The organism is Dysgonomonas sp. (genome assembly GCF_035323175.1).
Lineage (GTDB): Bacteria > Bacteroidota > Bacteroidia > Bacteroidales > Dysgonomonadaceae > Dysgonomonas.
Window position 1 is genome coordinate 64,805 of sequence record NZ_DAOKYH010000014.1, and the last position, 21,165, is coordinate 85,969.

Consider the following 21,165-nt stretch of genomic DNA (forward strand, 5'->3'; position numbering starts at 1 on the left):
AGACAGTATGTTTATAGTAGGGAATTATTTTTTAGCAGTTATACTCTGCTTTGTTACGATGCTATGTTGGGGATCGTGGGGGAATACTCAAAAATTAGCCGCTAAAACGTGGCGTTATGAGTTGTTTTATTGGGATTATGTAATAGGTATTGTTTTGCTATCCATAATTATGGGGTTCACCTTAGGTAGTTTTGGTGAGCAAGGTCGTAGCTTTGTAGAAGATTTGGCTCAAGCAGACACTGCAAATCTGTGGAGTGCGTTTATAGGTGGAGTCATTTTCAATGCATCCAATATTTTGCTTGCAGCCGCAACCTCCATTGCCGGACTATCGGTGGCGTTTCCTATTGGTGTGGGGTTGGCGCTGGTGTTAGGCGTGTTTGTTAATTATTTTGGAGAACCTAAAGGAGATCCGGTCATTTTGTTTCTGGGTGTAGCTTTGATAATGATAGCAATTATTCTGAACAGCATTGCTTCAGGAAAAAGCGGAAATTCGGGAGATGCTAAAAAATCGCAGAAAAAAGGTATCCTTATCGCTGTTTGTGCCGGAGTATTGATGTCTCTTTTCTATCGGTTTGTAGCAGCATCAATGGATTTAAACAATTTTGAACACCCAACAGCAGGAATGATGACTCCGTATTCGGCATTCTTTATCTTTTCATTGGGAATACTTGCCAGCAACTTCATTTTCAATACGCTTGTGATGAAGAAACCATTTGTTGGCGAAAGTGTATCATATAAGCAATATTTTGCAGGAAATGTAAAAACCCACATGGTTGGCGTTCTTGGTGGTATTATCTGGGGCTTAGGAACAGCTCTTAGTTACATTGCCGCAGGAAAAGCGGGGGCAGCTATATCCTACGCTTTGGGGCAAGGAGCTCCAATGATTGCTGCTTTGTGGGGTGTTTTTGTTTGGAAAGAATTTAAAGGAGCATCTAAAACTGTGAATTACCTTATTGCTTTTATGTTCATTCTATTTATACTCGGGCTGAGCTTAATCGTTATGGCCGGAAATAATTAACCATTAAATCAAAATTTATTAAACCAAAAATTTTAAATCTATGAAAAAATTAGTTCATTCTTTGTTTGCAACAATGATTGTTGTGGTATTTTCTCTGTCGTTTGTGGCTTGTGGCGACGACGATGAGGATAATAATGGCGGCGGTGGAGAAGTGAAAGCTTCTAAGGTAAAAACGCTCAATTATAAAGATGATTCTTGGGAAGAAACCTTTACGTTCACATATCAGGATGACGGAAAGATCAGTAAAATTGTTAACTCGTATGAAGGAGGAAGCGAAGAAATTATTTTTGATTGGAAAACAGCCAACAAATTGACTGTTACCAGAGGTGATAAGACATATCTATATGATGTAAATAGTTCAGGCTACATCACAAAAGAATATGGGGAAACAAGTAAAGACTACTATACTTATGAGTATGACGGCAATGGCTTTATCACTAAAATACAGGAGTTTTGGGATGGTGGATCAGAGGTTAAATACACGATCACGATCAACAACGGAAATGTGACAAAGCATGCAAGAGTGAGAGATGGTAAGGATTATGAAAAAACTTTCGAATATGCAACAGGAGTGAATACTTGTAATATTCAGCAAACAAATCCGGTTGATTCTTATTGGAAAACTCAAGCAGGGTTATATGGAAAAGCAAGTAATAAGCTTGTAGAACGTCTTAACTATGGTTATGTTGGGGAAACTGCTTCAACAACAGTGCTTCAGTACAGTTTTGATACAGATAAACGTCCATCTACAATCACTCGTGGTGGTGATGGTTGGACAGAAACTCTTACTTATACATATTACTAATCGAAATTATATGCAGCTTTTTAAATAAAATTGATTTTTAAAGAAGGGAGGTTGTTTCAGATTTGAAACAGCCTCCCTTTGTTTATGTCCCATCCTAAAATAGGTTGACAAAAATCTCTATTCCTCTTTATAACGAATCATGTCTTTTTCAGCTTTCTTTTTCTTTTCACAAAATAAATATAATATCCGGTCAATTCAGGGCAATGAATAGGAAAATTATAGATCAGATTTTGCAGAGAAAGATAAATAAAGTATCTTTATACAAAGCTAATCAACCTGCTCAAAGCGGAGCAAACCAGAGAAGTTAGCTCGTTACTTATCCGTTACCTATTTTGAATTTAATCGCAACTAAATCGCTGATTCAGAATGAAATAATCAAAAGACATAGGTTTGTTTCTAAATCGTTACCTATGGACGAAAATTATTTCATAATACGCTAAATTTCAGCAAATTAAAAACAACACTTTGTCTTCTCATGTGTATGCTAGATAAAAATTGTATCAAACACATGTATTTATGTTACATGAAACAAAAGTGTGATAAAGAGATACAAATATTACAAGCTTGACGGGCAGAACATTTTATCTTCATTATTGTTATTTCAATACCAATAAGCTGAAAAAACAAGATATCTTTGTCTGCGGTTTTCCTATGCTTTGATGGGTTGATCTTAATTCGAAAATCCTAAATCCAATTATGAAAAAAACAGTAGTTCTGCTACTTCTAACTTTATTATCTCTGGCTATTCTTTTTTCTTGTCAAAAAAGCAAGAAGGCGAAGTTCGTTATAGGAGTATCGCAATGTAGCGATGATCTTTGGCGCACCAGAATGAATCAGGAATTGATTCGTGAAACATCTTTTCATCCTCATATAGAAATAGAAATAAAAACCGTTAAGGATAATACAGAAGAGCAAATAAAGGATATAGAATCTTTTATAAATCAGGGAGTAGACCTGTTGGTTATATCTCCTAACGAAGCGAAAGCAATTACTCCTATTATAAAGAAAGCCTATCTTTCGGGTATTCCTATTATACTTGTAGATAGGAAAATAGAAACTAACGATTATACAGCCTATGTGGGAGCCGACAATTTTCAAATAGGAAAAGAACTGGGAATGTATGTTGTTGACGTTCTAAAAGGAGAAGGTTCTGTTGTGGAAATGAGAGGGCTCGAAGGCTCTACCTCCGATGCCGAACGGCATGCCGGATTTATGGATGCAATAAAGGATTATCCTCAGATTCGTATTCTGGCAGAGGGGAGAGGCAACTTCTTGAAAGCCGATGCTAAAACAGATATGAAGCGAATATTGCAACAACATGATTCTATCGATCTTGTATTTGCGATGAATGATCAGATGGCTTTGGGTGTTCGCGAAGCTACATTAGAGCACAATTGTAAGGCTCCGTTCATTATCGGTATTGATGCACTGGCCGGCGAGGGTGGTGGTATACAGAATATTAGAGATGGGCTTGAAGATGCTTCCTTTATTTATCCTACAGGTGGAGATAAAGTGATTGAGCTGGCTGTGAAAATTTTGAATAAAGAAGAAGTGCCCCGCGAAAATACTCTTTATACAGCCGTAGTTGATAAGAGTAATGCGCGTGTCATACAATTGCAGACGGATCAGATTTTCCTACATCAGGAAAAGTTGCAGAGCATGAATGAATTACTAAATTACAGCATTGTTCAGTACTCGAATCAAAGAACATTGTTTTATGGAACCATTCTTATAGTTGTTTTGCTCTTCATTCTTCTTGTTGTTTCTATATTGGCTTATAGAAATAAAAATATGTTGAATCAGAGGTTGGAAAAACAAAAAGAACAACTTGTGTCCCTGTCTAAAGAGCTGGAAGAGGCCACAGATGGCAAACTGATATTCTTCACAAACATATCGCATGAATTAAAAACTCCACTCACTCTCATTCTTGGGCCTGTAGAGTCTCTGTTAGCTACCGAAAATTTGAACAATGAGCAGAAAAAACTTTTGACCTTGATGAAGCTGAATAGCAGGCGTCTGTTCAATCTGATATCTCAGATCATAGAGTTCAGAAGCTATGAGAATGGCAAAATGGAAGCCCATTTTGTCCGTGCTGATATGAGGTTGTTTTTAGACGACCTAAGCACCGCTTTTGAAAGTTATATAAAACAGAAAGATGTGAATTTCTTGTTTGTATGCGAAAGTGATTCTTTTGATATGTCTTTTGATAAGGAAAAGGTAGAGAAGATATATTTCAATCTCCTTTCAAATGCTTTTAAATATTTAAAAAAAGGCGGTTTACTAGAGGTCAGATTATCGCGAATCTTTAAAAATGGTAAAGAATATGCCAGTATACAAGTCTTTAATGAAGGTAAGCTAATACCGAAGGATAAGATAAACAGCATATTCAAACGCTTTTATAAAGTCAATTACCATGATGCCGGCACGGGTATTGGCTTAGCATTCACCAGTGCACTGGTTGATATACATCATGGCGAAATCTCTGTAGAGAGTGAGAATAAAGGGACTACTTTTGAGGTATTATTACCCATCGAGCAGGTCTATACGGAAGATTCTGTCGATTATCTTTCTCAAAAAGAATATATTCAGGATCAGTACGCTTTGGAAGTGCAGGATTCAAATCGTTTTGCCTTAACAGAGGATATACCTGATGAAAATAAACCAGTGATTCTCCTTATTGAGGATAATGCAGAAGTACGCGATTATTTTCGCCTGATGCTGGCCAAGGAGTATACACTGATTGAAGCCGAAGATGGGAACGACGGTATTAATAAAACAATAAAATATATTCCTGATGTGGTTATTAGCGATGTCCTGATGCCTAATATGAATGGCTTTGAGGTGTGTCAGATCCTCAAGAAGAATAGTCTGACATGCCATATTCCTATCATATTACTTACAGCCTGTGCCCTTGAAGAGCAGATGGTAGAGGGATTTGAAAGTGGTGCTGATGCTTATATCTCAAAGCCCTTCAATGCTGAGATTCTGAAGATAAGGATACGTAAGTTGATTGAAAACCGGATCAAGATAAAAGATACCTTTAGTATGAGTCTGGTCAATGAAAACAAGAAAAGTACAATTGCTCAGAACGAACAGGATTTTATCAACAAATTTCAGGAGAATGTAATAGAGAATATTTCAGATTCGGATCTGAGCGTAGATAATATTGCCCGAAATATGGGGCTTTCCCGTGTGCAGCTATACCGGAAAATAAAATCAGTAACAGAGCATTCTCCAAATGAATTGATACGAATTGTGAGACTGAAATATGCATTGAAACTTCTATCTTCGGGACTCTCAGTGGCTGAAGTTGCCTATAGTTCTGGTTTTTCGTCATCTTCTTATTTTACAAAATGCTTTAAGGAGTTTTATAAAGAAACACCCAGCGATTATATAAAACTAAAGACCGATGAACGATAGGAGTTTGCATAGATTATAATGTCCTGAAAAGTAAAGAGACAGCCATATTGGCTGTCTCTTTACTTTTTTGTTATTCTGGGAGTTTAATAATCGCTTCATCAAAATTCATTTCACTATATTTCTTTTTTAATTTATCATCTAGATCAGTTTTGTTGTCTGTAAACGAAACTAACCCTGTATCAAAGTGCCAGGTTCCAACATAATAGATTGAGTTTGGCCTGATTTCTATGTAATATGGTTCTAACTTATCAGGGTTTATTGTTCCGCTTTTAACTCCTTTAGTATAATCTTTCGTTGATGTATCAATGTTTTTAAATATACGTTCTTCATGCATTTCACCCCCATACCATTTACTTTTAGTCCAAAAATAACTAAATACCTTGTACATTCCTGGCTTAATATAATAACAGAACGGATTTTCCTTACCGGATTTCATTGTTCCTTTTACATTAAATGTGTACATTTTATCAGTTACAACATCATGAAATCTAATTTCTTGAGGAAAACCTCCACTTGTAAAGCCTAATCGTTGTATAAACAATCCGTAGATGATAGATGTACTATCATTTAGTTCTTTAGATGAATCTGCTTTTTTTAAGCTTTCGATTTTTTGAGCACTAACATTAGTTGTTACTCCTATTATCAAAAAAGATAGTATAAATAAATACTTCATCATAGTGTTTTTCATTAGTTATTTGTATGTTACAAATGTAATTACAAAGTGTATTCTCTGTTATTTTTTTATGAGAAAATTCAGTGGCTGAGGAAAATTTTATTTTAAGACTGAATATCTTGTATGATGAATTAATAAATACTTTTATTCACTGTCGTTGTCCATAAAGAATTGAGTTATCTGATTTATATCTCCGTCAGTCTTGGCGGGTTTTATACCTAGCAGGGTTGCTATTAATGAATAAATAGCAGTATTGTCGAATGTGCTGCCTTTATATCCACTCTTGAAATCGGGGCCATAGGCAAAAAATATAACATGCATATCGCTACATGCTATATCGTATCCATGCGCACCCTTGATAGGTAATGGTTTAAATCCGAACTGCCAGCCACAATCAGCAATTACAACCAAATCGCCGATATTCTCATTCGTTCCGTAATTGAGCGATGATGGTATATCTTCCTTCTCGAAAACACGGATATGCTCTACCCCTGATAGAGCAATGCGAATAGAATCCCGATATTGAGGACTACAGAAAACCGATGATGGATTAGCTCCTACAATACGGTCATACCACTCAGGCTTTAGATAATCGCTTATGTTTATAAAGCGTTCGGGGGAAATATCAGTCATGCCATGATCTGAAGTTACAATCAGATTCACCTGATCAGAAAAAGGAAGCTGCTCAATGCCTTTCATCAGTACGCCTACCAGGCTATCCATTGTTTGCACTGTCTGATGTGTTTCCTCTCCGCGAGGCCCCGAGCGATGACCGGCTCCATCGGGTTCCTCCATATATAGGGTAATAAGGTGTGGACGTTCGGTTTCTTCCTTATTGAGCCAGGCTAGAGCAGTATCTATTCTTTCGGCAAAGCTCAAACGAGGCTCATTCGCCCACTCCTTGTAGTATGTCGGGTATATACCTTTTATATCTATGTCAGAGCCAATCCAATAAAGACTACCTGCTGTGACTCCCTGTTTCTCGGCTGTAATCCAAATAGGCTCACCTTTGTAGTAAGCAGGATTGTTGCGGGTAATAGAATCCCCTATACTGTACTGTATTTCGTTTTTCCTGTCCCAGAAAGAGTTGTTGATTATCCCGTGGTGATCGGGAACCAGACCGGTTACTAGTGTATAATGATTGGGAAATGTAGACGATGGATAAGACGGGCGCATGGTGGCGCTGACTCCTCTGCGAGACATTTCTTCAAGATTTGGGGTATTGTGCATTTGAGGATAATCCCATCTGAAGCCATCTAATGAAACGATGATTGTATAATTCTTACTTTCTGTTTTCCCGTTACCGGCAAATGTAAATCCGGTGATAAAAATCAATAGAGCGAATATAAAAGTCTTATAATAAAATTGCATCTGTGTATTATTTATATTAAAAAAAATTCGGGCATTGCAATCTAGTTAACAATACCCGAAAAAAGAGATGTATGAAAAGAAAGCGAAATTAGAAGGTATATTTCAGTCCTACCTGACCTCTCCAGCGAGAATAGTAGTCACTATATGAACGCATGTTGAAATCGGCATCATGTAAAAACTGGAACTGACCATTGCGGTAATTAATAGGGCTGTAATAAGTAGATGATCCTCCGGCAGAAGCATAGCGACCCCATTTCTTATTCAGCATATTTCCTACATTTAATATATCGAATGAAAGCTCAAGAGAGTGAACCTTGTTACATACATTGAAGTTTAGTTTCTGTGCGATATGGAAATCGAAATGATGCTCAAATTTCTCATTGTCGGCGTAGCGCTCATAATATGAACCTTGATTTTTATTCAGGTAAGGGTCGTTGGCAATCCAGGCTTTCATATTAGCTCTTTGCTGATCAGCCGAATAAGCACTGGTAGCCAAAAATGGCATTTGGTCTATCTGAGCATTGGTAGGAATAAAGATCAGGTCGTTACCATTCGAACTATCTCCGTTTAGGTCACCATTGTAATATATAGAATAAGGAGCTCCTGACGAACCTGTATAGATCAAACCAACAGTAGTTGTCCACGAATTGCAGCCGGTGTTACCATATTCTTTGTGGTAGAATACAGATGCATTGATACGGTGAGGTATATTAAAGGCTGAGAATCCTAGTTCAGGATCGTTCGAATTACCTCTTGTATAGTTATAAGCCCAGTTTGATTGTGCTACAGAAGATGTACCACTATTCAATGATTTGGAACGAGTGAATGTATAAGAGGCCATCAGGTCTAAGCCGAAATCAAATTTCTTTTCGCCTTTTAGAGATAAATTGTATGAATAACCTTTACTTGTATTCGACAGGGCATAAATATATGCGTAGTCGGTTCCTGTAGTTGTTCTGCTAAACATCGGACGTTGGTCGAAGTCCATACCGGTAACAGTTTCACCAAGAGTTTTTCCATTCACATCGTAAGCCAGATTTTGATAAAGGATATCGTTCAGTGTTTTAGAGTAGATAGCTTCAGCTGTCCAGTCTATACCACCCAATTCAAAATCAAGACCTAAATTTAAGCGGAAGTTCTGAGCGAATTTGAAATCATCGCTGAATACATTGATCGTCTGGCTACCGGCAGCGGTCAATTTATCGGTATTTTCTTTTTGTCTGTTAGGGTCCAGTATCAAAGATAAATTACCGGTAGAAGTAGTATTGTATGTCGATAACTGGATACCTGTATTTGAGAAGTTATTGCTTAGCCATACAAATGGAATACGTCCTGTAAAAATACCGGCTCCTCCTCTAAGAACAAATTTATTATCTTCACCAGCATTCCAGCGGAAGCCCAGACGCGGAGAGAACAATGGAGTACTGCTCAATTTCTGATTCGTTTTGAAACCCCAGCCTTTAGATGCTGCGTATTCATTAAAGCCTGCATTTTCGGTAGGTGTATCAAAGAATAGGGGAATATCCATGCGCAAACCCAGAGTCAGATCCAGTTTGTCGGTAACATTCCATTTGTCTTGAGCATATACACCTAATTGTCCGGCTCCAAATGCTGCTTTCCACAGAGGATCGCCTGTTACATTTACATTTGCCTGCGAAAATCTATACTGACGGATCTTGCCTGCGTAAAAATCATCGAGATTACTAAAATAGTATGTACCGTATGCGTCCTGAATGAAAAGGTTGGCAAAATTATAGAACTCATTGTGTGTACCGAATGTCAGAGTATGATTGCCTTTATACAGTGTGAGGTTATCGGTGAAAGACCAGATATCCTGATCGAGAGAGTTGGCCATAGAAGAGCGTTCGTTACCGATATTTAATGTACCGTCTCCTACATTTGAAATCTGAATCATCGGAAATGGTGATCCCGGATCGCGTTGATCCCGTACACGTACGTATGATGTACGGAACTCGTTGCTTATATTATCTGAAAAACGGCTTTGTAACTCTGCTACAAACGTATTTGTTTTGGAAACAAAATCGTAGCTGTAATCAGAACTGTTCAGATTTGAAGCTGAGCTTACACTATTTAATTGTTTTGCAGAAACTAAGCTCCAACGGAAAGAGGCTTTATGTTTGTTATTGATATTCCAGTCTAATTTAGCACCTGCCTTGTCCGATTCTGTATATACATCCGAATTGCTGAATTCACCGTTGTAAGTCACGCCTTGTGCTTCGGCCAAATCCTTTATCGTATTCATTATTTTCTGCGCATCGCTAGAACTTACTTTCGATGCAGGAGCTCCTAGGCCGTAGGCATTAGGATATTTTTTGTTTGCTTTTTCGTAATTAGCAAAAAAGAATAGTTTATTTTTAATAATTGGTCCTCCAAGTGTGAAACCGGCTTGATACTCTGATTGTTTATCATACTTTTCACTGGTCTTGCCGTTCATCAGCGTATATTTTTTACCTATTAGATTTTGATTGTTTCCAAAACCATAGGCTGACCCGTGGAAAGTGTTAGTTCCCGATTTTGTAATAGCATTGATGGCACCACCTGTAAACCCTGACTGACGTACATCGAAAGGTGCAATATTTATTTGAATCTGTTCGATAGTCTCCATAGATATCGGTTGAGTTCCCGCTTGTCCTCCATTAGAGCCATTTCCGGTGAGACCGAAAACGTCATTATTCATTGCCCCGTCTATCTGAAAACTATTGTATCGGTTATTGATCCCTGCAAAGGAGATTGCTCCTGCATTACTAATATTAACTTGTGGATTAGTGCGGATAACATCAGCAATACCGTGTGTGATAGAAGGCATACGACTGATCTCATCGGCATTCATGCTGGCTGCTGCTCCTGTTTTATTGGCAGCTATACCCGCATTTCCCACTACTACCACCTCATTTAATGATAGGGTAGACTCATTCAGACTTGTAGAGATATTGGTCGTTTCTCCCAGTGTTAGATGGATGTCGGAGAAAACGGTTGTTTCATATCCTACATATGAGATTCTGATTCTGTAAGGGCCTCCGGCACGCATGCCCTGAATAGTATAGCGGCCATCAGTATTTGTAGCTCCGCCATAGAAAGTACCTGATGGTTCATGTACAGCCTGAACCGTAGCTCCAATGATTACCTCATTGTGTAGATCTGTTATTTTACCACTCATCGACGATGTGGTAACCTGAGCAGATGCAAAGTAATTTATACCCGAAATAATGAACACTAATAAAATAATTCTTTTCATATAGTTTACCTATTTTTATTTGGCACAAAACAACAGAAAAAGAATTTCTTTATGCTTAACTAAAAGTTACGTTTTTGTAAAGTTGTAAGTTGAAGGAATGTTAAAATCGGATTATGAGGCTATGCTGCTTTTTTTAGGATTGAATAGTACCAAGAATAGTATGCCTAGAACAAGCGCATATCCGGAAAAGACAAACCATATACTCTCCCAGTTGCGATATCCGTCGGCATTTGTGAAATGGTCTACTACCCATCCGCTGAGTTTGGTGCCGATTATAGTGCCTACGCCATTGGTCATGAATATAAAAATTCCCTGTGCGCTTACCCGTATCGACGGCTTTACCTGTTGCTCGATAAAAAGTGAACCCGAAATCTGAAAGAAATCAAATGCCAGCCCATATACCACCATAGAGAGTAGAAGGAATACAAAACCGCTACCTGGATCTCCTATTCCGAAAAGGCCAAAACGGAGAACCCACCCTCCGATACTCATCAGCATAACAGTCTTGATGCCATACTTCCTCAGAAAGAAAGGAATAGCCAATATAAATAATGCTTCGGAAATCTGAGAAATGGAAGTCAGTATTCCGGGATGTCTGACGGTAAATGAATCTGAATAAATATCCACAAGCGAGAAGTCGGTCAGAAACGGCTGCCCGAAAGTATTTGTTATTTGTAGAGCCGACCCTATCAACATCGAAAAGATAAAAAATACAGCCATTTGTCTTTTTTTGAAGAGGTACAAGGCATCCAGCCCTAATATGCTTCTTATAGAAGTATTTTCTAACGATGGTTCTCTTATGTACTTTGGCAAGGTGAGGGCGTAAATGCCATACAGCAGAGAAGCTGCGCTTGCCAGATATATTTGATAATTAGATGTTGTCCATTGGCATATGTCTACCAACCACATTGCACCGATAAAGCCGACTGTTCCCCATACCCTGATGGGTGGAAAAGACTTGATGACATCCAATCCATTCGACTTTAATGTATTGTATGCAAGACTGTTTGATAGTCCGAGTGTGCTCATATACATGCAATTATATAATAGCATAAGCCAGAAGAACTGCTCGAACACTATTGTTTCCGATAAAAGAAATAAAATGAGTCCTCCTCCAATATGCAGTATACACAACAGGCGTTCGGCATTGATCCATTTATCTGCGATTATACCTATCACAGTTGGCATTATAACTGCGGCAATACCCATTGTTGCAAACACACTTGCTATCTGGCTGCCTGTAAATTCTAAAGAGTTGCCTAAGTATACACCTAGGGACGTAAGCCATGCTCCCCAAATAAAGAATTGTAGAAAATTCATTATTGTGAGCCTGATTTTAATACTCATACTATAATATTTAAGGTTAAAAACAATTGTTAAGAATAAATGCAAGTCTGATTCCTGCTCGTTGTAATTGTAGCTCTACGATGTGTTTATATTTGTAAGAATAGCCGTAGGATAGCTCCTTTTGGCTCTGAACATCAGAATATATTCCGTTAGTTATTTGATATGTTCCGAAAAGCCAGTCAGAGAGGTTACCCTCCTGTATTAGTTTTTTTTGCCATTTGGGTATATTAGCGAGTATGGATGCATATTCAGTATAGCTGTATTGTTCAAAATCTATCAGATAAGAATCCCATATTGCATGGATATTGCTGTTCTCCTTAAACCATTTTACCGAAATCTTATTACCCCCTAAATCTTCTTCTCTCCCTATGTGCATAGGCTGATGTAAATCGCCTACAAGATGTATAATGAAGTTGAGGGCTACGCGGCGATCTTCTGTTGTAGCTTTCTTGTTTCTTAAAATTGCTTCTAATTTTGGGATCTCGCTATATACATTTTCCTGTCTAACAGCATCAATTGCTTTCTGGAATGTTGGCCTGTCCAGATTAGACGGAATATTTATGTAATGCCAAACATATGTGTGCTCCCATATGCCGGTAGTGTCGGATCGTATTTGATCAGCCCAGTCGGATGAATAGGCCATGGGGTAACCGTTTAATAATTCTTTGATCTCTTTGCGTGATTTTTTGTTCAGATTTTGCTCTGCGATTTGTGCTATTATTCTGTGTCCGCTTTTACCCCATGCGTTTATTGAGGTGTAGGAAAAGGAAATAAGTAAAATAAGTAATAGTAGCGCTCTTTTCATAATCTCAATTGATGTTTATTCTTTTCATATATCAAAGAATCTGTCTCGATTCTCTCCAAACTATATTGGATGTTTGTATCTAATAAGAACCGGAGATACTGCTATACACCTAGCATCTCCGGTTTTTCTCTTTTATAGAGGCGTCGATATAAAGTAAATATTACAAAAAATCTATTCTCCAATGCTGTATGCAAAGGGATATTATTTTTGTTACAAAAATTTTACAAGACTATTATAAAAAGGTTAACATTTTGCAGGCGGTTATGGTTTACATACCAATCCGGTGCAATTAAAGAAGATTTATACTCCTTTTCTGTTTTTATATACAATAGTGCAACCGTATTACTTAACATGCAGTATCTATTTCTATTAGTATTTATAAGGAGAATAAGAGTTTAGAAAAAACAGTTTGTTATATTTGCACCAGATTCAATTATATGAAGTGACAATGTCTTTTCCATTTACAAATCAGAATAGCAATTTATCAGATTGTTGGCTTTCATTTATCAATGGAGACAAAGACGCTTTTTCCGAGTTTTATAATCAGAGCTATAATATGCTCTATTCGTACGGAATGGGACTTGGATTGGAATCTCAGAAAATAAGAGATATTATTCACGATATTTTTGTTCGGTTGTATGTCAATCCTGATTTAATAAACGATTCTTCTACCCTAAAGCCATTTCTCCTGAGGTCGGTGAGGAATGCATTTCTTAATTTGAAAAAGATAGAGAATCGTTACACAGATCTCGATCAGGTAGATTTTGATCTGAAGTACTCTGTCGTAACTAACGACACAGAAGCTTTAGAAACGCAGGAACATATAGAATATCAGGTCAATAACATCCTATCCGCACTCACGCCCAGACAAAAAGAAATTATTTATCTACGCTTCATGCATCAGATGGATTATGGAGAAATATCCCAGATAATGTCACTGTCGGAGCAAGCTGCCCGCAATTTGCTGCATCGTGCTATAACAAAGGCCAGAGACAATGGAAATAGCAAAGAGTTATTGGTTCTCATCATCCTGTGCGTTCATATATATTGACCATTTCTTCAACCTATCGGCATTAATTAATAAAAATATGAAGACGGACTGATTACAAAATTGATCTTCGATTGTATTATATAGAAATGGTAGTTGTTTTTATATGATACATTACAATAAGGTTGAAGATTTTTTGCTTGATGATAATTTTGTCCATCTGGTACAAAGCTATGATAGAAAGTCTCTCGATCTTTTCATCGAGTCTCACTCTGACAAGGAGGATTTGATTAAGCAAGCCATGTTGCTTATCCGTAATGTTAGAATAGAGCCTGATTTAGCAGCTCAGGAGATTATTAATGAGGACTGGGAAGTAGTTAAGTCTTCCATTAGTAGAGGCAAAAAGAGACGATCCTTTTTCAAGATAAGTACTGTTGCTGCCGTAGCTTTAGTCCTTATTGTATCTTATATCTTCATCCTCCAGGCTCCCCGACATCCGTCCAAAAATAATGAATTACTATCGGCTCTCGATTCTATAAGCTTAAATACCAGTGAAGTGCGCATTGTGTCAGGCGACTCATATACTTATGTGAATGAAAATGACACTATAAAGCAAACGAATGAAGGTAGTTTGATTGTCGGTAAAGACGAAATAGATATGGATAATATCAAGGAGCAATTTTTGCAATTAATTGTTCCCAATGGCAGGCGTGCCACTATCAAATTTAGTGATGGCACATTTGCCTGGATAAATTCGGGATCGAAACTGATGTACCCTAAAAAGTTTGCAGGAGCAACGCGTGACATATATATAGACGGAGAAATGTATCTGGATGTGGTTAAAGACGAACAGCATCCTTTTGTCATACACACAAGTAAATTTGATGTGAAAGTCTTGGGAACGCAATTTAATATTTCAGCTTACAATAAAGACAATTCAAATTCAGTCGTTTTGGTGGCCGGTAAAGTTGAGGTTACTTGTTCCGGTAAAAAAGGAACTCTTATGCCCGAACAAGGATTTTTTCTGGAAGAAGGCAAGGAGAGTATAAAAAATGTTGATGTATATAAATATATATGCTGGAAAGAAGGAGTAATGGTATTCGATGCCGAGTCGTTAAGCTCTATAATAAAAAAACTGAGCCGATATTACAATGTCGAAATACACGCCGATGAGAAATATATGTCAGATGTATATAAGGGCAAATTGGATCTGAAAGACTCTGTCGAAGATGTATTAAAAAGCATCTCTCTATCTAGTCCTTTTATCGTAAGAAAAGAAAATAACATTATATATATAAAATAAAGAGAGTTTTTACAGTCACGTGTGTGCGCAAACACTATCGGGCTTATTTAACGTTTTATACCTAAAATCTAAACTATGAAGAAATGTAAGAAAGTACCATGTTTTAAAGTTCAAACGTAGAATCATTATTCATTAACCTTTTACAATCAATGAATTTTCAGTTCACTCAAAAATCTTTAATCTTATGAAAAAAACACCAAAGCCTTTTAACGATTGTAGGCATAGCAATCTTTTCCTGAAGATGACAAAATTACTCATCGTATTGTTACTATTTAGTGTCAATACTGTATATTCAGCAAGTGCGCATTCACAGACAGCAAACCTGTCATTGAACGTGAAGAATGTTACGCTCGACAAGCTATTTACCGAAATAGAAAACTCTACGGAGTATGTTTTCTTTTACAAAAAGGATATTCTGAATGGAGAAAGAATATCAGTGAAAGCCGATAATAAGAACCTAGAGGAGATATTAAACAGTATATTATTACCCCGCAATATGAACTATCACATCAAAGGGAAGCAAATAATTGTTGTAAAAAATGAATTGTCGGAACAAGCCCTATCGGAACAACAACAGAAACCAAGCTACAGAGTAAAAGGGCGTATCTTGGACCATGCCGGTGAACCTCTGATTGGCGTGTCGATAGTACAAAAAGGGACTACAGCCGGTACGCTGACCGATGTCGAAGGACATTTCTCTATCAATCTTCCCGACGAGAACTCCATTCTGGTTATATCTTATATCGGTTATGTGACTCAGGAAGTCGCAGTGAAAGGAAAAACTGAATTGAATATTACATTAAACGAGAGTACTGCAGCGCTGGAGGAAGTAGTAGTAATAGGCTATGGAGTAGTAAAGAAAAAAGATCTTACAGGTTCGGTCGGACAATTATCTTCCGAACGGACAAAGGATCTGAAAGTATCGGATGCAACTCAGGTTATGGCAGGACAAATAGCCGGAGTGCAGATACAGCAGATTGGTGGAGCACCCGGACAAGGAGCTACAATAAGGGTTCGTGGATCGGGTTCTATCTCGGCCTCCAGTTCACCGTTGTATGTCGTTGACGGATACCCTTTGGGCGATCAGAATCTCAATTCGGTCAATCCCAGTGATATTGAATCTATCGAAGTGCTGAAAGATGCATCGGCAGCAGCCATCTATGGATCGCGTGCTGCTAACGGAGTAGTGCTTGTTACTACCAAGTCAGGTAAAGCAGGCAAAGTAAATGTCAATCTTGATATGTATTATGGATTTCAGAATGTGACTAAAAAGATGGATATGCTCGATGCGCAGGAGTTTGCAATATTTAGTAAAGAAGCATTTAATAATAATTATGTAGACAGAGTAGCAGGAGCAAAAGCGAGTGATCCGTTAACTTCTCGTCCTGCCGGAAACCGTTATCGCTATCCGGCCATATATGACGATGCTACTGCAATGGCAGCCATTGGAGCCGGTACAGACTGGCAAGATGAAATATTCAGATCAGCGCCCATTCAGAACTATCAGCTGACTGTAACGGGAGGAGATCAGAAGACAAAATACATGTTTTCCGGCGGATACTTTGGTCAGGACGGAATTGTCATAGGCAGTGATTGTACGTCTTCAAACTAATGTGCACTACTCTCACTTAAGTGTTTTGTCTTTCAAACTTAGTTAATTTGATTCATATTTTTCCTTTTCAAGCCCTCATTTTTAGGATGAGAGGGCATTAAAAAGGAAAACTATTTAGTTTGGTGTGTTTTGAGCAAATAATTTGTTTCTTTCATAAGTTAATCTTCTGTTTTTTAATGACCTTTGTTTTATCCTTTGGCGTTCTAGTAATATTCTTTCTCCTCGTCCCAAATACTTATCTTCAGGCGTCAAATTATTGATAGACTCGTGGTAGCGTTCTTTGTTGTAGAACTCTACGTATTCCATGATAGCTTCCTTTAGCTGCTCAGGAGAATAGTAATGTTGCAAATTAACCACCGACTTGATTGACCTGTGATACCTCTCAATCTTGCCTTGAGTTTGTGGATGTGCTGGTGCTCCATGAATTTGCTCAATGCTGTATTTTGCTGTTAAAAAGCTCTTCAAATCTTGCGATATGTAACACGATCCATTGTCAGACAACAATTTAGGAGGTGATTTAATCTTTATTTTTAACATTGCAGCATTTACAGAACTCATTGCAAAATGGTGCAAAACGAAGAAGTATAATAGTTACCAAATATATCTGAAAAATTTGCTCTGAAAAATAGAGCAAATTACAACATATTAATATTTTGCGTTAACATCAGTTTATTAAGCATTTAGTATAAGTAATTTTTTAAAAGCACAAGACATTGAATTATAGTCAGTTTCTTCTCCTTAGGATATATTCACTCCTACCAAGTATAAAGCCCAAACTTTAATCGTTATTTTTTCAAGTCATCCAACCCTTTGCGATTCTTTTCTGCTCGCTTATTAGCCTTATCCGCTCGTTTCTCTTTTAGATTCTTTTGAGGAGCTTTTCTGTCTGCTCTATCTTTTCCTTTTTCTTCTTTTGACATAGTTTTTTTGTTTTAAATAATTTTTCAAGATCAGGATTTCTTATCGAAAATATATTACATAATTAAAACTATAAGTTACATAATTAATAGTTTCAACACTTTTGATGACTTTACCTAAGAATTATGTAACTTATTGAAGATATTATGTAACACAAACACCCATAAATCAGCATACCTTTTAAAATAAACAGAAGAAACAAATATGTTAGATTTTAGAAGTTATAAGAAATTCCAAAACAAAGTCAATAATAAACCTTTTTACGGTGAATTGTTTAATACAGAACAGTTGGCAGAGTATTCGAAAGCACTTGGAGAGGATCATCAGGCAACAGGGAGTACACAGAGTAATTATCTGCGAGAGCAATTAGATTATAATGATGGTGTTCTGTACGATTTCAATAATGAAATGTTAACAAGTAGCAATCGAAGTTATGTAACTCCCGCTATCGAATGGATGATCGACAATTTTTATTTAATTGAAGAGCATATTTTATTAGCCCGACATCACTACCCCAAGGAGTATAACCAAGAACTTCCTTGTCTCTTAAAAGGTGAATATAAAGGGATACCCCGTATATATTCTTCAGTCATAGAACTCATCTCCCATACAGATTCTCAGATTGATATAGAATCACTTTCTGCTTTTTATAAGGCATACCAAATAAAATCTGCCCTCAAGATAGGAGAGCTCTGGGCAATCCCTATTATGTTACGGTTAGCGTTAATCGAAAATTTGCAACGTATTGCAACTCGATTACAGTTAAATACGAAACATCGTGATATAGCAAAAATGTGGGTCGACAAGCTGGAGGATATTGCTCTCAAAAAGCCCTCTAAATTGATTGAGATAGTAGCTGATATGGCACATTCCGATATCCCGACATCCGGTTCTTTTGTCTCAGAATTCAGTCAACGGTTATCGTCTCAAAATTCGGCATTACAGATAGCCCGCAATTGGCTCGAACAAAAACTGGCGGAAGATGGACTTTTCATAGACGAGCTGATTTATCAGGAAAATCAAAATCAGGCAGTAAATCAATTATCTGTCAGTCATATCATAAATAGTCTCCGGTTTATAAATACAACCGACTGGAAAATATTTGTTGAAAAACAAAGTATTGTAGAGCAAATCTTACTTAAAGATCCCTCCGGAACTTATGGATCTATGGATTTTAATACTCGTGACCATTATAGACATATTATAGAATCATTAGCACAAAACAGCCTTAGATCAGAGATTGAAATCGCTCAATCTGCAATTACATTAACCCAATTGTATAAAGATACAGGCAGACAACAAGCTCATGTGGGCTATTTTTTAATAGGTAATGGAAAATATTTACTCAACAAAGAAATTGATGTAAAAAAGACTATCACTACAAGAATAAAAAATGTATTCAGAGGTGTTCCTTTAGCTATTTATGCCGGATCTATAGCTATAATATCTATACTTGGATTTATCCTATTTGTTTCTATTTTCCAATCCAAAGAAATATCAATAACACATTGGCATTTTATAATCTTATCGTTCCTTTTCTTTATTTTCATTAACCAATTTGCTATATTTTTTGTCAATTGGATAATTACTCTTTTTGCAAAACCGGATATTCTGCCCCGACTTGATTTTTCCAAATCAATACCGACTGAATGCCGCACAATGGTGGTTATTCCAACCATCATTTCAAATGAGGAAAATGTTGATAGTTTAATTTCCCAATTGGAACTTCATTATCTGTCGAATAGAAATACCAATCTTCATTTTGGATTATTGACAGACTTTCCGGATGCACCTAAAGAGAAAGAGGCCTCCGATGATCTTTTGCTCAATCTGGCACGTTTGGGAATTGAAAATCTCAATAAAAAGTACAAGATTGATAACGGCACTCTGTTCTATTTGTTTCATCGACCTCGTCAATGGAATCCGAAAGAAAAAACGTGGATGGGCTATGAGCGGAAAAGGGGTAAGCTAATGGAATTTAATTCACTACTAAGAGGGAAGGAAAACAATTGCTTCTCGCACATTGAAGGAGACCGATCTATATTGCCGAGCTTTAAGTATGTGATAACCTTAGATGCAGACACACAATTGTCTCCCGACACCGCTCATAAACTGATAGGAACAATGGCTCACCCACTGAATCAAGCAGAACTTGATGTGAAACGAAATGTTGTAGTCAGGGGTTATGGTATTCTTCAACCCCGTGTTTCGTCCAATCTTGTAAGCAGTCAATGTTCCCCTTTCTCACGCTTGTTTACAGGCGATTCGGGTATTGACATTTACACCCGAACCGTATCCGATGTCTATCAGGATGTGTTTCACGAAGGTTCTTATATGGGTAAAGGTATTTATGATGTAGATACTTTTGAAACCAGCTTAAACAACCGTTTTCCTGAGAACAAAATACTTAGCCACGATTTGTTGGAGTCATCCTATATACGCTCCGGACTTGTTAGCGATATAGAAGTTTCCGAATCATTTCCCCCGGGTTATAATATGGATGCAAACCGTCGTTTTCGTTGGATACGGGGAGACTGGCAAATCTTACAATGGGTATTGCCTTGCGTTCCTAATTCGGGTAAAGGTTTTTCCAAAAATCCTATTTCGAGTTTAAGCAAATGGAAAATACTTGATAATTTACGCCGAAGTATAGTCTCGCCTGCAACATTGTTATTCTTGATCGGATTTGCCATATTGTTTCCTCAAAAACTTTGGTCAGGTCTATTGTTGATACTTCTCATTACCGTTCTCCCTTTTGTATTGGAGAATACAACCAGCTCTTTACGCAAAGCAAAAGACCAATCGTGGAAACTCCATTTATGGGAGGTCTTAGAAAAAAGCATGCATCAATTCAAGCAGGTTCTATTTGCATTAGTTGTTCTCCCATACGAAGCCTATCTCTGTGTAAAAGCAATTATTGTCACTCTTTGGCGACTGACTATATCTCATAAACATCTGATGCAATGGCAAACCTCTGCCGATGTAGAGAAAAAAGCAGTTAATACACTATCGGGATTCTATAACAGGATGTGGTTTTCGCCTGTAATGGCTATTCTGTGCGGAATATCGTTAGGTATATACAACCCGATCTTACTATACGTTTCTCCGTTTTTATTTATATGGATAATTGCTCCATATATCGCATGGCGTGCAAGTTGTCCTATAATCCCCAAAATATCTAAAATAACAAATGAGCAAGATCTTCTATTACACCGTATAGCCCGTAAAACCTGGCATTTTTTCGAAGTTTTCGTTAATGAAAAAGAGAATTGGTTAGCACCCGACAATTTTCAGGAAACACCTAATCCTGCTATTGCTTCCCGGACTTCTCCTACCAATATAGGTCTGTCGTTATTAGCCAATTTATCCGCTTTTGATTTAGGATACCTGACAGCCGGAAAGTTTGTAGAGCGAACTAAGCTGACCTTTGATACTATGACAAAACTGCAAAAACACAGGGGGCATCTGTATAATTGGTATAATACTGAAACACTTGAGCCTATGTTCCCGCTGTATGTTTCGAGTGTAGATAGTGGTAATCTGGCAGGGCATTTGCTTACACTCACCCAAGGGCTAAGGGAATTAGAAAAAGACAATATTTACAAGCCTGTTATTTTCGAAGGGATGCTTGACACTGTACAGACAATGA

General features: G+C 37.4%; 14 protein-coding genes. 7 read left to right on the forward strand and 7 right to left on the reverse strand.

Annotation, left to right across the window (positions count from 1 at the left end; all coding sequences use genetic code 11):
* Nucleotides 1-7 precede the first annotated feature (7 nt).
* The 3 genes from PKC55_RS14365 to PKC55_RS14375 all read left to right on the forward strand — a co-directional run bounded on the left by PKC55_RS14365 (nt 8) and on the right by PKC55_RS14375 (nt 5,243).
* Entirely contained in the window at nt 8-1,018 is a 1,011-nt protein-coding gene (locus PKC55_RS14365; RefSeq protein ID WP_291125826.1) for a GRP family sugar transporter, read from the forward strand.
* 40 nt (nt 1,019-1,058) lie between these two features.
* Nucleotides 1,059-1,823, forward strand: a complete 765-nt coding sequence (locus PKC55_RS14370; RefSeq protein ID WP_291125829.1) for a hypothetical protein — start codon at nt 1,059-1,061, stop codon at nt 1,821-1,823.
* Nucleotides 1,824-2,519: 696 nt separating this feature from the next.
* The gene (locus PKC55_RS14375; protein ID WP_291125832.1) at nt 2,520-5,243 is read left to right on the forward strand and encodes a substrate-binding domain-containing protein; all 2,724 of its coding nucleotides are present in this window, start codon (nt 2,520-2,522) and stop codon (nt 5,241-5,243) included.
* Between the two features lie 70 nt (nt 5,244-5,313).
* Here the strand turns inward: PKC55_RS14375 and PKC55_RS14380 are convergent, their stop codons facing one another.
* The 5 genes from PKC55_RS14380 to PKC55_RS14400 form a co-directional block, all read right to left on the reverse strand.
* Nucleotides 5,314-5,919: a hypothetical protein gene (locus PKC55_RS14380; RefSeq protein ID WP_291125835.1), complete on the reverse strand. Its 606-nt coding sequence runs from the start codon at nt 5,917-5,919 to the stop codon at nt 5,314-5,316.
* Nucleotides 5,920-6,060: 141 nt separating this feature from the next.
* Complete coding sequence (locus tag PKC55_RS14385; protein WP_291125838.1) at nt 6,061-7,287, reverse strand: alkaline phosphatase family protein; 1,227 nt, start codon at nt 7,285-7,287, stop codon at nt 6,061-6,063.
* Nucleotides 7,288-7,375: 88 nt separating this feature from the next.
* Nucleotides 7,376-10,543, reverse strand: coding sequence for a TonB-dependent receptor (locus tag PKC55_RS14390; RefSeq protein WP_291125841.1), 3,168 nt, complete (start codon nt 10,541-10,543; stop codon nt 7,376-7,378).
* A gap of 111 nt (nt 10,544-10,654) precedes the next feature.
* A complete protein-coding gene (locus PKC55_RS14395; RefSeq protein ID WP_291125845.1) occupies nt 10,655-11,890 on the reverse strand; it encodes a nucleoside permease in 1,236 nt (411 codons plus the stop codon).
* A gap of 16 nt (nt 11,891-11,906) precedes the next feature.
* Nucleotides 11,907-12,695 carry a S1/P1 nuclease gene (locus PKC55_RS14400; protein WP_291125848.1) on the reverse strand — a complete coding sequence of 263 codons (789 nt, stop codon included), beginning with the start codon at nt 12,693-12,695 and terminating at the stop codon, nt 11,907-11,909.
* A 448-nt stretch (nt 12,696-13,143) separates the two neighbouring features.
* Between PKC55_RS14400 and PKC55_RS14405 the strand changes: the two genes are divergently transcribed.
* The 3 genes from PKC55_RS14405 to PKC55_RS14415 all read left to right on the forward strand — a co-directional run bounded on the left by PKC55_RS14405 (nt 13,144) and on the right by PKC55_RS14415 (nt 16,598).
* Nucleotides 13,144-13,746 (forward strand): RNA polymerase sigma factor, encoded by a 603-nt coding sequence (locus PKC55_RS14405; protein ID WP_291125851.1) that lies wholly within the window; start codon nt 13,144-13,146, stop codon nt 13,744-13,746.
* A 103-nt stretch (nt 13,747-13,849) separates the two neighbouring features.
* Nucleotides 13,850-14,986, forward strand: coding sequence for a FecR family protein (locus PKC55_RS14410; protein ID WP_291125854.1), 1,137 nt, complete (start codon nt 13,850-13,852; stop codon nt 14,984-14,986).
* 184 nt (nt 14,987-15,170) lie between these two features.
* On the forward strand, nt 15,171-16,598 hold the full coding sequence (locus tag PKC55_RS14415; RefSeq protein ID WP_291125857.1) for a SusC/RagA family TonB-linked outer membrane protein: 1,428 nt from the start codon (nt 15,171-15,173) through the stop codon (nt 16,596-16,598).
* Between the two features lie 114 nt (nt 16,599-16,712).
* Here the strand turns inward: PKC55_RS14415 and PKC55_RS14420 are convergent, their stop codons facing one another.
* Both PKC55_RS14420 and PKC55_RS14425 read right to left on the reverse strand, forming a co-directional pair.
* A complete protein-coding gene (locus tag PKC55_RS14420; RefSeq protein WP_291125860.1) occupies nt 16,713-17,171 on the reverse strand; it encodes an integrase core domain-containing protein in 459 nt (152 codons plus the stop codon).
* 212 nt (nt 17,172-17,383) lie between these two features.
* Nucleotides 17,384-17,518 (reverse strand): hypothetical protein, encoded by a 135-nt coding sequence (locus PKC55_RS14425; protein ID WP_006844260.1) that lies wholly within the window; start codon nt 17,516-17,518, stop codon nt 17,384-17,386.
* A gap of 202 nt (nt 17,519-17,720) precedes the next feature.
* Between PKC55_RS14425 and PKC55_RS14430 the strand changes: the two genes are divergently transcribed.
* Nucleotides 17,721-21,165 (forward strand): glycosyltransferase family 2 protein (locus PKC55_RS14430; protein ID WP_524536947.1); only part of this gene is annotated, 3,445 nt, incomplete at its 3' end.

Excerpts from the sequence above, each read along its gene's own strand:
- PKC55_RS14370 (WP_291125829.1), top strand. The coding sequence starts at position 1,059 with ATGAAAAAATTAGTTCATTCTTTGTTTGCAACAATGATTGTTGTGGTA.
- PKC55_RS14410 (WP_291125854.1), top strand. The coding sequence starts at position 13,850 with ATGATACATTACAATAAGGTTGAAGATTTTTTGCTTGATGATAATTTT.
- PKC55_RS14365 (WP_291125826.1), top strand. The coding sequence starts at position 8 with ATGTTTATAGTAGGGAATTATTTTTTAGCAGTTATACTCTGCTTTGTT.
- PKC55_RS14405 (WP_291125851.1), top strand. The coding sequence starts at position 13,144 with ATGTCTTTTCCATTTACAAATCAGAATAGCAATTTATCAGATTGTTGG.
- PKC55_RS14415 (WP_291125857.1), top strand. The coding sequence starts at position 15,171 with ATGAAAAAAACACCAAAGCCTTTTAACGATTGTAGGCATAGCAATCTT.
- PKC55_RS14390 (WP_291125841.1), bottom strand. The coding sequence starts at position 10,543 with ATGAAAAGAATTATTTTATTAGTGTTCATTATTTCGGGTATAAATTAC.
- PKC55_RS14395 (WP_291125845.1), bottom strand. The coding sequence starts at position 11,890 with ATGAGTATTAAAATCAGGCTCACAATAATGAATTTTCTACAATTCTTT.
- PKC55_RS14400 (WP_291125848.1), bottom strand. The coding sequence starts at position 12,695 with ATGAAAAGAGCGCTACTATTACTTATTTTACTTATTTCCTTTTCCTAC.
- PKC55_RS14385 (WP_291125838.1), bottom strand. The coding sequence starts at position 7,287 with ATGCAATTTTATTATAAGACTTTTATATTCGCTCTATTGATTTTTATC.
- PKC55_RS14375 (WP_291125832.1), top strand. The coding sequence starts at position 2,520 with ATGAAAAAAACAGTAGTTCTGCTACTTCTAACTTTATTATCTCTGGCT.
- PKC55_RS14380 (WP_291125835.1), bottom strand. The coding sequence starts at position 5,919 with ATGATGAAGTATTTATTTATACTATCTTTTTTGATAATAGGAGTAACA.
- PKC55_RS14425 (WP_006844260.1), bottom strand. The coding sequence starts at position 17,518 with ATGTCAAAAGAAGAAAAAGGAAAAGATAGAGCAGACAGAAAAGCTCCT.